The 13228-nt window shown below is 34.3% G+C and carries 11 protein-coding genes; all 11 read left to right on the top strand.

Going from position 1 to position 13228, the window contains the following annotated elements; all coding sequences use genetic code 11:
• The first annotated feature begins 99 nt into the window (after window positions 1-99).
• The 11 genes from A5821_RS05640 (at window position 100) to A5821_RS05590 (ending at window position 13228) form a co-directional block, all read left to right on the top strand.
• Entirely contained in the window at window positions 100-1542 is a 1443-nt protein-coding gene (locus tag A5821_RS05640) for an amino acid permease (RefSeq protein WP_086313603.1), read from the top strand.
• A gap of 392 nt (window positions 1543-1934) precedes the next feature.
• Window positions 1935-3452 (top strand): hypothetical protein, encoded by a 1518-nt coding sequence (locus tag A5821_RS05635; protein ID WP_086313602.1) that lies wholly within the window; start codon window positions 1935-1937, stop codon window positions 3450-3452.
• Between the two features lie 288 nt (window positions 3453-3740).
• A complete protein-coding gene (locus A5821_RS05630) occupies window positions 3741-4466 on the top strand; it encodes a YcjF family protein (protein WP_086313601.1) in 726 nt (241 codons plus the stop codon).
• A 133-nt stretch (window positions 4467-4599) separates the two neighbouring features.
• Window positions 4600-5019 (top strand): VOC family protein, encoded by a 420-nt coding sequence (locus A5821_RS05625; protein WP_086313600.1) that lies wholly within the window; start codon window positions 4600-4602, stop codon window positions 5017-5019.
• Between the two features lie 912 nt (window positions 5020-5931).
• Entirely contained in the window at window positions 5932-6216 is a 285-nt protein-coding gene (locus A5821_RS05620) for a hypothetical protein (protein WP_139844046.1), read from the top strand.
• 212 nt (window positions 6217-6428) lie between these two features.
• Window positions 6429-7028: a hypothetical protein gene (locus A5821_RS05615; protein ID WP_086313597.1), complete on the top strand. Its 600-nt coding sequence runs from the start codon at window positions 6429-6431 to the stop codon at window positions 7026-7028.
• 504 nt (window positions 7029-7532) lie between these two features.
• Window positions 7533-8114 (top strand): hypothetical protein, encoded by a 582-nt coding sequence (locus A5821_RS05610; protein ID WP_086313596.1) that lies wholly within the window; start codon window positions 7533-7535, stop codon window positions 8112-8114.
• Between the two features lie 16 nt (window positions 8115-8130).
• Complete coding sequence (locus A5821_RS05605) at window positions 8131-9432, top strand: hypothetical protein (protein ID WP_249921829.1); 1302 nt, start codon at window positions 8131-8133, stop codon at window positions 9430-9432.
• Window positions 9433-9446: 14 nt separating this feature from the next.
• The gene (locus A5821_RS05600) at window positions 9447-9785 is read left to right on the top strand and encodes a hypothetical protein (RefSeq protein WP_086313595.1); all 339 of its coding nucleotides are present in this window, start codon (window positions 9447-9449) and stop codon (window positions 9783-9785) included.
• The gene (locus tag A5821_RS05595) at window positions 9785-10042 is read left to right on the top strand and encodes a hypothetical protein (protein WP_086313594.1); all 258 of its coding nucleotides are present in this window, start codon (window positions 9785-9787) and stop codon (window positions 10040-10042) included. The genes A5821_RS05600 and A5821_RS05595 overlap by 1 nt, the downstream gene beginning before the upstream one ends.
• Before the next feature lie 417 nt (window positions 10043-10459).
• The gene (locus A5821_RS05590) at window positions 10460-13228 is read left to right on the top strand and encodes a helicase C-terminal domain-containing protein (protein WP_086313593.1); all 2769 of its coding nucleotides are present in this window, start codon (window positions 10460-10462) and stop codon (window positions 13226-13228) included.

Raw genomic sequence — 13228 nt, 5'->3', positions numbered from 1 at the left:
TAAAATCAATATTTATGCATGTGAAAGCTTGTTTAAACGCTTAAAAATGATTATGATTAAAAAGATATTTTATACTTAATTATGATTAGGAGTGTTTTGATGGAACAAAAGCAATTGCGATGGTTTACCGTTGGTCTGATCGCTTTCAACATGGTTTGGGGCTTAGGTAATGTCGTGAATAACTATGCACAACAAGGAATTTCTGTTGTGACATCATGGATTTTAATTTTGGTCTTATATTTTATTCCCTATGCGTTGATTGTGGGACAACTTGGCTCAACTTTCAAAGATAGTAGCGGTGGAGTTAGTTCGTGGGTTCAAAATACAAGTACAAAACGTTTAGCTTATTATGCGGCTTGGACGTATTGGGTTGTACATATCCCTTATTTAGCTCAAAAACCCCAATTAGTGTTGATCGCTTTTGGTTGGGCGATTCAAGGAAATGGTGATATTGTTAATAATTTTTCAGTCGTTGGGATTACATTAATTTCTTTAGCTATTTTCTTAATATTTTTACTATTATCGACAAAAGGTCTAATGACTTTAAAAGTCATTGGTGGAATGGCTGGAACAGCAATTTTTGTAATGTCTATGCTATTTATCCTATTAGCAGTTGGTGCACCAATGATGAATTCAACTGTTGAATTTGCAACACCTCATATGGATAAAATCAGTACGTATATTCCTAAATTCGATTTTAGTTATTTTACGACGGTCTCCATGCTCGTGTTTGCAGTTGGTGGAGCGGAGAAAATTTCACCTTATGTAAACTCAATGAGAAATCCAGCTAAAGAATTTCCAAAGGGAATGATTTTCTTAGCAGCAATGGTTGGGGTATCAGCTGTTTTAGGTTCATTTGCGATGGGTATGTTGTTTGCAAGTAACAATATTCCAGAAGATTTAATGGCAAATGGTGCTTATACGGCCTTCCAACTGTTAGGTGAGTATTATGGTGTCGGTAACTTACTGATGATCATCTATGCGATCACAAACGGTATCGGACAAATTTCAGCATTGGCCTTCTCGATCGATGCGCCACTACAAATTCTTTTAGCTGATGCAGATCCAGATTACGTACCGGCAGCGTTACGTAAGAGAAGTAAAAAGGGAACATTAATTAATGGCTATTTGTTAACAGGTGTTTTAGTCAGTATTATTATTGTCTTACCGATGTTTGGTATCGACAATATCAAAGAGTTAGTGAAATGGTTGACTAACTTAAATTCTGTTGTAATGCCAATGCGTTATCTATGGGTATTCTTTGCCTATATGATGTTGAATAAGGCGTATAAAAATTATACGTCTGAATACAAATTTATTAAAAATCCTAAAATCGCTTTTGCCTTCGGGTTATGGTGTTTCTTGTTTACAGCCTTTGCTTGTATTTTAGGTATGGTACCAAAAGTTGATTTTGCAGCAGATCCAAAAGCGTGGTTCTTCCAATTAGCTTCTAATATCATTACACCAGTTGTATTGATTTTATTAGGGATGATTCTACCAGCTTTGGCTCGTCGTGATAAAAAGAAAGCACAAATCAATTAGTAGAAAGAGAGAAAGAGACTCAGTGAGAGTATCTTTCTCTTTTTTTATTTGTATCTAAAAAGGATGTGATGAAGTTAAAATTCATATGGTGATTTGCAGCATAGAGAAAAATAAAAATTTTATATGAGAAACAATCGAACAGCCATATGTTTTTACAGCTACATTATTACCACTGTTAAAATTAATGCGTACCTCTGAAGAGTTTGTTTTAATACTGGTTTTAACCATTGTTTTTCTTGTTAAATAGTGATTTTCCTTCTAGTTTTTCTTTTAATTTCATATATTTGTAAAAAAATGAGAACAATTTTTCCTTTTTATCGGTATAATAGAAGGGAAGTCTGTTCTTTTTTCTAAAAAAATGATACGATTTATACAGGAAAAAAATTGAGGAAGTGAGAACGATTAGTAAGCGACAACGTCAATCAGAAAAAGAAGAAAGATCAACCTACCTTTGTAAAGAAGTTGATCCCGATTATCTTGGCCGTGAGATATATGCCGATAATGTAGATACCCCTTATTCATTTTATTTAGTTCGAAAGTTGAATCTAGCAAAAGATTATCAAAATTTAGCTGAAGGCGAAGCTTTTTTTGATGCAATCTGCGATAGTTGGGATGAAACAGAAGCGTTTGAAGAGTTAGTAGTCAAAAAAATCTATATGTATGTTGAGACTGAGATCATGTATTATACATTACTGATGGGAAGTTTTGAGCCAACTAGAAGAGAACTTCGGATGAATATAAGACAATGGTTTGAAGAAATCACTCTTGAGAAGAAGGATCGGTCTCTAGTATATAAAGGAAACACAGCATTAGACTCTGGAGAGATGCAGGGAATGATGAAGCAAATGCTTGAAACTTCAAACGAGATTTTCCGTCTACGCAAAATGATCACGGATTTGACAGATACGATCAATCAAGGGAAAATCGAGATGCATACGGCTAAACATGATCCAATCATCTCTAGAAGTATTCAAACGATTCATCTGAAAAGAGCGCAGCCTTTGGTGATTGAAGATGACAAAGCTGAAAAAACAGAAAATTCTGCTGTGAATGAGTCCGTAGATGTAGAAGTCGAACTTGTGGATGATGGTGCTGCTAAAGAAGTTGAAATTGCAGAACCAGTTGAGCAAGCCGAAGCTATCGAGGAAGTAGTAGGAGAAGAAGCAGAAAAAAAGTTGGAGAACGAATTGGTGGAAAAACCAATTCAAGAAGATTCCCAAATAGAAGAAAAACATACAGCTTCGTTAACCCAAGAACCAGAAAATAAGGAACAACCGAAGACGCAACACACGTCAATCAAATTGAAACGTAAACAAATGGAAAACGAAAAAGCTCAAGAAATAGTTGAACTTGATACAAAAGAAACTATGGTAAAATCAAAACCATTAGATCTTGGTTTGTTAGTGTTTAAGAAAAGAAATACAAAGAAAGCGACACCAAGTAACTGGCCGCGCTTTTCTAAGCTAATGAAAGCTAGTAAAACAATTGCAGCTCCAGCGAAAATTCCTAATTTCTCTAAAAGTGAGATGGAAAATTTGGAAGATGAAATTTACTTATGCTTCATGAATAAGCGAATGCGCTTAGGAACAAAGAAAAATGCAACTCAAAAAAAGAGTATTTTACGATCAGATTTGCTGGCCCAAATTAATCAAGCAGAGTACTTAAACTACTCTTGGGGGCAAGTGTTAAGACAACGAAAAGAAGATGTTCTGATTTGTGGTCGACTGAGCTGTGGCGGTTTAGTGTCTTCTTTAGATGGTTTTTTACAAGAAATGCGGGAAATTGCATATAGCCGTTCTTTATTCGGTAAAAAAGTCCGCTGTTCAGTGGATTTATTGCGTCGCTTGGAAGGATACATTTTAATGGATCAATATATGCAACATCTAAGCTTGATGCCAGTTGACAAATGATTTGTAGGATAGAAAATAGTGATATTTTTAGAATGAGGTTGGACAGAAATTACTTTTAGTCCTACCGTTTATTCGAACTGCTTGAGGTAGGGATGTGACTCTTAGAGTGATGTCCTTGCCTCACTTTTTTTATAGATATCAATATAAGTCGTATGTAAAAGGCTAAGTCAAAAGTGTTGTTGATTGGTGAAATACGATCTCTACTGTATGATTAGAATGAGGTGTTAAGAGAATCATTGGCAGTAGTTATGCAGCTTATATTGTTTAAATATAATGGAGGGAATAGAGATGAAAAAAATTTTTAAGAAAAAGTCTACAGAGAGCAAAAATTCACGTTTAAAAAAATCATTAGGGCATGAAAAGCAACAAGAGAAAAAAATTGCTCATTTGGAAAATAAAGCAGATGAGAAAGAGTTTGATTCTTTTTTCTCTGAGGTGATAAAAAAATTTCCTGAAAAAACATCATCAATTATCCTCGCAAGTTATGGAAAATCAAAAGAGCAAGCTGAGAAAATTTTAGCTAAAAGTAAAAGTCAATTTGATAGTATCTTCGATGAGTTTTTAAAAGGAGTGGACGCGGAAACCCGTAAAAAGTGTCATACAACGATTCATGCTGCTTCCTTAACGGCTGCGATTATAGGGTGCTCACCGATTCCTTTTTCAGACGCATTATTACTAGTTCCAGTTCAATTAACAATGATGGCTCGTCTACATAAAATATTTGGGCAATCATGGTCTGAGAGCATGGGGAAAAGCTTGGGTAAGGAAATTGTCGTTGTTGGTTTGGGTAAAAGTGCCGTTGGTAATATAATAAAATTTATTCCTGCAGTAGGAACTGTAGCGGGGGCTGCAATTAATGCGACTGTTGCAAGTACAATTACAGAAACACTAGGATGGGTGACTGTCAAAATGTTAAATGATGGCGAAGATATTTTTGAGCAAACGATGACATTTAAAGGTCAATTTCAAACATTGTTTAAAGCTGTACAAAATTCTAGTAAAAAAACAAAATAATGCTTACTAGAAAATTAAGAATGGATGTAATGATAAAGCTAAACATCATCATAAGAAGCGGTCGTGGGTCTTAACCTCACAAGAGGAAGAATGATGAATCAGAATTTCTAGATTTAAAAAGGAGCTTTTATTTATGAAACAATCGATTGTACACATTGCATTAGTTATCGAAGATTATGACGAAGCAATAGCGTTTTACACTCAAAAACTTCATTTCACTTTAATAGAAGACACATATCAGCCAGAACAAGACAAGAGATGGGTAGTAGTCTCTCCTCCCAATTCAAAAGGAACGACAATTTTATTAGCAAAAGCGTCGAAACCAATTCAGCGTGATTTTATTGGAAATCAAGCAGGCGGACGAGTATTTTTATTTTTAGGTACCGACGATTTTTATAGAGATTACAAGGACATGGTCGCAAATGGAATTGAATTTGTTAGAAAACCTAAAGAAGCTGACTATGGAATTGTGGCTGTTTTTAAAGATCTATATGGTAATTTATGGGATTTAGTACAGTTTAATGAACAACATCCAATGAGTGGGCGAATATAGAAGTTGAACTTATTTCCGAAGGTGATACTTCTGTTTCCATCGCCTATTTGGATTCCTTGTGGCTGGGACATCACTCGTCAAGTGATGTCCCAGCCACTTTAATATTTTCCATTTTTATTCCCATGTTAATGGGAAAATTAGTGGGACAAAAACAAGTCGATCACGTCAAAAGGTAAGGTGATGTTAGATTTTGTTCAGTGTTTTACATAATTTAAGAGGAACTTGTTAGTTGAACGTACTAGAGAAGTTCATAAAAGGGCAAGGAAAAAAACGGCGTTATCGGTGATCGTCTTAAAGTATCGGAGAAAAAGATTCAACAAGTTGTTAGTTTAACAGGATACAAAATAATATTTTGGGGAAGAAATTCATGAAATGACTGGTATTTCTTCTTCAACACTCTATAGGTATCTGGGAAAAAATATAATGATCAGAGAGTGATTCTAAGCGCATTTTACTATTTAATGTAGATAGTTATAGATTAAATGTTATAATAAATGATTGATTGAAAAGGTGCTCTGATTTATTTAGCCTGAAATTAATAGTATAGAAATCCCAACTTAAATGGCAAAAAGGCTCGTTAACAGATACGGGCAACTAAAAGGTAAAAAAAATATCGATGATTCCAGAAAGAATCAGGAAGGAGAGTAAATGAAAAAAGTTTTTATTGTAAGCCAAGTTTTACTAGCAATTAATTTATTTATACTCATTATTCCAACGTCTATTTTGTTAGTTATTTTTTCTCTATTTCCCAGTTTAAAGTCATTTGAAAATGGACTAGGGGCGTATCCGTTGTTTTTTATAGTATGTGGCATTACAGGATTGATAGTAACAATTCCTTTTTCATTCATTATGATTATATTATACATGTGGTATAAATATAGAGCGAAAGCGTAGATTGTTTTGAAGAAAGTCTTGAAAAGGATCAATGAAATAATAGCTATCTTTTTAACAATAGCTGGTTACATTATTTACTTATTTTTGTATATAAATGATGAAGATGGAGGAATGATGGGGCTATTTCCTTGGCTCATTTTTGTAGCTGTCGGATATAAAAAGATGGTAAAAAAAGCACTTCTATCTACAGCAAATAAAAAAATTGATACGCTTCGCTTGGACTATGAAAATACAATAATTGATGAAGAAACTTACAGAGACTTGACGCAAAAAGTACGCTCACTTATTTATAAGGTATCTTAGTTATAATTTTAATAAACTCTCAAAAAGGATAAAAATAAGGATTGATGAACTATATGGAAGAGTTTTTCACAGCAATTGCAGATTTTTTCAGTTCTATAGCATTTTCTCTGTCTAATAATAAGAAAAGATAATTATTCCAACAAGAAATAAATTCTGGAGAAAAAATCACGAAATAAGATAAAATAGAATGTCTATTAAAATATGGAGGATATATGAGAAAAGTAATTATGCTATGTTTTTGTGTCACGCTGTTAATGCTTACGTCTTGTTCTAATGTAGAAAATGAAACCAGAGAATCAGAAGCAAGAGAATTATTGGAAGATGGATTAACCTTTATGAGTGGAATACAAGAGGTTGGACGTGAGATTAAATATACTGTAAAAAAGAGAAGACATAAAATAAATGAGACAGCAGTCATTTATGAAAATACAAAACCTGTAATTGAAATTTCTGTGAAAAAAGCAAAAGGACAATTGTATCCCAATTCAGTAAATAAATATGATTCTATTGAGGTAGAGATGAATTATAAAAATATTGATTATCCTAAAGCATTTGAAATAAGTTTCTCTGGTGTGGAGCTATTTACAATGAAAGGACAAGCAATTAAACACGGGGCAAATGGAATGGAGTCTACTGAAGCAACTTTAGGAACTCAAGGTCATGCTACAGCGGCTCTTACTATTGGTGAACTTATTGAAATAGGAGATAGTGTGATTATACGGTATGATTATGATATAGAGGTTAATGGAGGTGGAGCAGGCCCGTTTGACTATATTGAATTTGAAGTACCTATTGAAGTTGTAAAGAAATAGAAACTAAAGATTTAAGCAAGAAGAAAATAGTGCCATTAAAATTTATAGATTGTTCTGGCTGTAGCTTCAATATAACAGTATGTTTAAATAATAATTTTCCTAAAAAGAATGTAGAAAATGTGTCAAAACCATAAAATGGGTGAATATCTTTATAAAAATGGTGATGTATATAAAGGCGTTTCTTATTAGGATGAAGAGTACGCGGTTTGTGGCTTTGTTTCAGTCTTCTTACCAGAATTTACAGAAAAAACATTTTGTAAGCCCTTTCTTTATGCAGATGATAACTGAATCTGATAAAAGGATATAGTACCGATAGTTGGAGATTTCATTAAATTATCATAGAACTAAATACATAAGGTACAGAAGAAAAACAATTTAGAATCATAGTATAGAAGAAAGTAAGATATATAGGTAGCTATGAAAATGTGAGTAAAAAAAAGATTGCTATATGTATTCTATATTGTTACTCTTGAATAACGGAGTATTAAATTAGGTGGTGAAGCGGTGAAAAAGAAGTGGATTTTAGCAATATTATTAGGAATGATCGTAATTATTATTTTATTAGGAGGGAAAAAATATATGGATAAAAAAGCAGTAGAAAAAAGTTATCAAGATGGGATTGAACTTATCCAAAACTATGTCACAGATTATTTAGTCAAAAATTATGAAGGCATTGAAAAAATCGAGTGGCAAGGGATTGGTGTAGAATGGCGAAGTTCTCCTGTTTTTGGCGCTTCTATTTTGGGGAACTATGTAAATAGCAATGTTCACGTATATATTTCAAAAGATAGTTATTTTACAATGGAGTTTCGCCTATCTGATGAAACAGAATATGATGATGACTTAAAAAAATATGTTTTATATGAATACGATGGAATCTCTGTGTTGAATCCCAGTAATATTGATATTTCAGTTGCAACTGGAATACACAATGCTATTTATGCATATAGTGATGACCCTGATGTAAAAAATTTGAAGGTAAACGAAAAAGAAAAGCGAGCATTTGAAAGAATCAAAAAAGCTTCTCCAGGTAGCACCAATGCGGAGATTATTTACAATTTAGAAATTCATAAGTTGACTTATTAAAGACGGTGGAAAACAGATGAGTAGCGAAATCACAACAGAGGTCTTGGCTAAAGCAATTGATACCACAAAAGAAACTGTTCAGACTGACACAAATAAAGTTAAATTGAATATTCAAGGAAAAAATGTAGACTACCAAATCCTAAACAAAGCAGCCAGCGATGAAGACAGCCAACTAAATGCAATGGCTATCGCCCCGATAGTCAATGGGAAACCTGACTATAACAATGTAGCTGTTGTGTACGCTGGAACCAATATGTATAGTGATACTGGAGCCAACGGTTTTGTTACTGCAGGTGGTGCTTTGACAGGCGGCCTTTCAGGGGAATATGAGGGTGCACAAGCTTTTTTAAACGAAACACAAGATAAAATAGCCAAACATAACGGGTCGATTACTGATGTTGCTGGTTTTAGTCAATCTGGTGGTTACATGATGAAAATGGCCGGAGAATGTGGTAAAGAAATGGGCTTTCAAACAACAAGTTTTGATGACTGGGGACGAGATCAGTTTGGAACGCTCACAGATGATCAACTGAAATGGTTGAAAAGTAATCCCGAAATGTTGAGACGATATCAAAACGATTCTTGGGCGAATTTTTCTGGTCGTGATCATACGTATGGAACTGTGTCACGAATTGAAGGAATAGGATTCAATGAACATAATACCCTTGCTAAATACTTTGATGGGGACACGCTAAATTTAGATCGTTTAGCCAAAGATGGTATCTTTGCCCCTGGTATGACAAAAGCGCAAGTAGAGCTGGCTGCCAAAAATTGGGCCAAAAAAAATGGTGATGGCAAATTTTGGACAGGTGACGATGAGGAAGCGAAAGCGCGTGTAAAAGAGTATTTAAAATTATATGGATCTTATCGGATAGCAGATCTTTCTGAACTCAAAAAATTGAGAAAAAAACTAAAATCTAGTGGCGGTGGCTTATCGAAGAATGAAGAAATCTATTTGGATAACAGTGAAGCTTTATTAGTTGTAACGACTGCCTCTCAGACGATGAAAGACGGACTAATTGATGTGATCACAATCTATCAAGAGGCGATTACAGAAGCTAAAGAAGTTTGGGTAGAAGGGCTTCAGCATGCTCGTTCAATCGGAACAGAGTTAAATGAATCTGAAATTATTGATGCCTTGGCTGCAGTCGGAGCAACAGAAGCCAGTATTGTAACCGAACCTATAATTTTTTATAAAGAACAGATCACTAAGGCCATACAATTGGGTGAGAGTTTTGACAGTCTCGTTTCAGAAATTAAATCGGGAATTGATAAACTTGTTCAAAGTGATAAAAATTTAGCTAGTCAACTTTTCTAGAATGAGGTGTTCATATGGATCAACAAGAAGTATTAAAAACAGATTATCTAAAAAAAAAACGTCAATTGGAAGAGAATGAAGAGGATATTCTTTTTCAAAGAGATCAAGGAATACGTGATGTAGAAGAAGTTGCAGATATGACACATTATTATTTAAAAGACTACGTTTTAGATCAAGGTTTTATTATACAAGCTGTACATAAGTTAGATAGGCTGAAAGAAGAAGTCTATGAAGCAGCACAACATGACCGAAAGAAAATTGAGCGAGAAATAGAGGAGTTAGATGAGACTTATTATCATGCTGTTCGTACATTATATGATCAGGAATTAGAGAAGAAAGAGAGTGATTTTTAATGTTAGATGATGTAACCAAAGACCTTAAAAAGAAGGCGCAGAAAGACTCAATCGCGTCAGCAATTGGTCATTCCATGAAACAGAAAAAACAAACAAATCAACAAAAAGCGAAACAAAGTGGAGAAGTGAAGCTATCTTCAGTTAAAACAAATATGGCAAGTGTTTCCGAAAGTATGGGGAATTCTATCAAAGGACAATTCGGGAAAAAAGTAAAAGAGTCTTTCAAAAAACAAAGTGAAAATTTAGATAAATTTTAATAACACACTTTTCCGATAAAACTACTTAATAAAACGAAGCAAACAGAAACCTTGATTTATTAGGGTTTCTATTTTGATTTAGAAGCTTTTTTTGAATTATACGTTTCTCTAGAATAGATGCTGGAAAAGGAACTGTTAGAAGTTGTTTCTTAGGACAAAAACAAAATCAAGAAAATAGTACAACTTAAATGGAGATAGAAATAACTTTAAAGTGTTATATGATAGTCGACTCAAAGAGGAGTCTTTGTCTAATATGTTTTTATGGAGTAGAAAAGACAGTCAGTTCTCTAAAAGAAACAGAACCAATGCAAAAAAAACAACTAAAAAGTCCTTATTCTACAACCTTTTAAACTAACACTAAAAAAAACTTCCGTTTTGTAGTATAATTTTCAAGGATAGAGGAAAGGCGGGAAGCCCATGAGGAAAAAACAGACATATGCAGTAGTTGATCTAGAAACAACTGGGACCGATCCAATGGTTGACCGGATTATTCAATTCGGCTGTGTATTGATCCAAGATGGAGAAATCATTTCCCGTTTTGCGACAGACATCAATCCAAATCAGGCCATTTCTAAACAGATTCAACAACTTACTGGCATCAGCAATGCCCGTGTTCAAAAAGCACCGTATTTTGAGGATGTCGCGTTAACGATTTACAATTTGCTGGCTGATACTGTATTTGTTGCTCATAATATCTATTTTGATTATTCTTTTTTAACACAGGAATTGATCCGTTGTGGTACGCCAAAACTAAAAATTCCCGGAATAGATACAGTTGAGCTGGCTCAGATTTTTTTACCGACAGAAAAAAGCTTCCGTTTAGGTGACTTGTCTGAAAGTTTAGGGTTGATCCATGATAATCCTCACCAAGCAGATAGTGATGCCCAAGTAACGGCAGAACTTTTACTTTTGATCGAAGCCAAAATGCGTCGCTTGCCGCTGATCACAATGGAAACAATTGACCAGTTGAGTCAACAAACAGGTATGGATACTAGCTCTTATATTCATCATATCTATGAAGAAATGAAACAAACTATTCAACCTTTAGCAAAAGAACAACATGTAGTTTCTGGAATTGCATTAAGAAGAAAAGAAGTGCCACTATTTGAAGAAAAATTATACGGAAAGCCTATTTTTCCGCAAAAGAAAAAGGCCAAAGAAAAAGTTTTTTCAAATGTAATCGGCTATCGCTCAGAACAAAGCCGCATGATGAACTTAGTATATGATCATTTTACAAAAGATGAAACTAAAAATTTATTTATTGAAGCAGCTACTGGAACAGGAAAAACATTAGGCTATTTATTCCCGCTAAGTTATTTAGCAACACCAGAAAATCCAGTTATTATTAGTACTGTTTCGATTGTTTTACAAAATCAATTGACTGAAAAAGATATTCCGTTAGCCAATCAAATTTGCCCTAAACCGATCAAAGCAGTGATTATCAAAAGCCATCGTCATTATATCGATTTGCAGCGGTTTAAAGCGACACTGAAGAATCCTGTGCAGCAAAAACAATATGCTTTGTATCAGATGGGGGTTTTAGTTTGGCTGGTAGACACTGAGACTGGCGATCTTGATGAATTACAACTGACAAATTTTAATCATGTTTTTTGGCGTGATGTCGCACATCGCGGGATTGATTTTTTATCTGATCAAGATTCGCTGTACCAAGAAGATTTTGTGCGTTTTCTTTATAAAAAAGTTCGACAAAGTAATGTACTGATCGTTAATCATGCATTTTTGGCACAAGAAACCCTTAGAGAAATCCCGCTGTTACCTAAAAGTTCGTATTTGATCATTGATGAAGCACACCATTTACCAGATATTGCTGGGAAAATTGCGAATCGTCAGTTTAACTATGTTTCATTTAAAAAACAGGCAAATCTTTATCTGGAAGAAGACCAGTTGTTTGATCAAGTCAATCAAATTTTTAAATCAGAAACACAAGAACAGCGACTATTACGTATTTACTCTAAAGCGCTAAATGATTTAGTAGAAGAATTTAGTGATTTATTCTATGAACTAAACCAGCTGTTTCAAAATGAAAAACAACCCAATTTAGAGGCCGTTTTGTTAACGAAACCATTGTTCGATCATTTGTCTTTAAATGGAGAAACGTCAATTCAAAAAATCGAAGTTCTTTTAACTGAAATGCAGGAAATTCAAACTAGATTACAGCAGTCGATTGTTGAACAACTAGAAAAGTATACAGCGTCTGAGCGGATTATATTTGTCAGTCTATTGCAATTTTTTGAACGCATCGTATTTTTGTATGAATGTTTTGATATTTATGTCAATGAATGGCATCCGCGCTGGATCAAAGAATACAGCTCGACACCTCAAGGCTATGGGTTACTTGCAATCAATGATTTAGAAGCAAGTATTTTACCTGAAACAACTTGGTATGATCGGTATCAACGGATTTTATACACGGGTGGAACGTTAAAATTTGGTAATGATAAGAAGTATTTGCCAAATAAATTGGGTTTGACAGATGTTTTGTTTAAAACATTGCCTGATCCTTATGATTATGAGCAAAATGCTCGCTTGTATATTCCTTCAGAAGCCATTACGATCAGCCAGGCCAATCCTGCAGAATTTTCCGCATATATTGCCTCTGTGATCCAAGAATTATCACAAGAGCAAGATCGTTCTGTACTGGTATTATTTACGTCACATGAGATTTTATCTAGTGTTTATTATCGTTTGCATCCTCATTTTTTAAATGTTGGGAGAGAGCTTTTAGCACAAGGAATCAGTGGTAGCCGAGAAAAAATCTTGAAACGTTTTGCTCATTCAAAAAATAGTGTGTTATTGGGCGCTGACAGTTTTTGGGAAGGCGTCGATTTGCCTGGAGAAGCATTATCACTGTTGATTGTGACACGTTTACCATTTGAAAATCCTAAACGACCTTTCGTCAAAGCACGTTATGATTACCTTGAAGAAAAAGGAATCAATCCTTTTACTCATGAGGCTTTACCAAAAGCAGCACTACGGTTGCGTCAAGCTTTAGGACGTTTGATTCGCTCTGATGGTGACAAAGGAGCATTAGTTGTTTTGGACAGACGTTTGGTGACGGCAAAATACGGTAAGCGCATGTTAAAAGCATTACCAAAAGATTTAACAGTAAAAGAAGAAACATTAGAGGAAATAACGTCAGAGCTAAAAGAATTTTTAAATAAATAA

The organism is Enterococcus sp. 7F3_DIV0205 (assembly GCF_002141365.2).
Lineage (GTDB): Bacteria > Bacillota > Bacilli > Lactobacillales > Enterococcaceae > Enterococcus_L > Enterococcus_L palustris.
The sequence above is the reverse complement of the archived record's forward strand: the minus strand, read 5'-3'. Positions and strand labels throughout refer to the sequence as shown.

Excerpts from the sequence above, each read along its gene's own strand:
- A5821_RS05640 (WP_086313603.1), top strand. The coding sequence starts at position 100 with ATGGAACAAAAGCAATTGCGATGGTTTACCGTTGGTCTGATCGCTTTC.
- A5821_RS05630 (WP_086313601.1), top strand. The coding sequence starts at position 3,741 with ATGAAAAAAATTTTTAAGAAAAAGTCTACAGAGAGCAAAAATTCACGT.
- A5821_RS05625 (WP_086313600.1), top strand. The coding sequence starts at position 4,600 with ATGAAACAATCGATTGTACACATTGCATTAGTTATCGAAGATTATGAC.
- A5821_RS05615 (WP_086313597.1), top strand. The coding sequence starts at position 6,429 with ATGAGAAAAGTAATTATGCTATGTTTTTGTGTCACGCTGTTAATGCTT.
- A5821_RS05605 (WP_249921829.1), top strand. The coding sequence starts at position 8,131 with ATGAGTAGCGAAATCACAACAGAGGTCTTGGCTAAAGCAATTGATACC.
- A5821_RS05600 (WP_086313595.1), top strand. The coding sequence starts at position 9,447 with ATGGATCAACAAGAAGTATTAAAAACAGATTATCTAAAAAAAAAACGT.
- A5821_RS05595 (WP_086313594.1), top strand. The coding sequence starts at position 9,785 with ATGTTAGATGATGTAACCAAAGACCTTAAAAAGAAGGCGCAGAAAGAC.
- A5821_RS05590 (WP_086313593.1), top strand. The coding sequence starts at position 10,460 with ATGAGGAAAAAACAGACATATGCAGTAGTTGATCTAGAAACAACTGGG.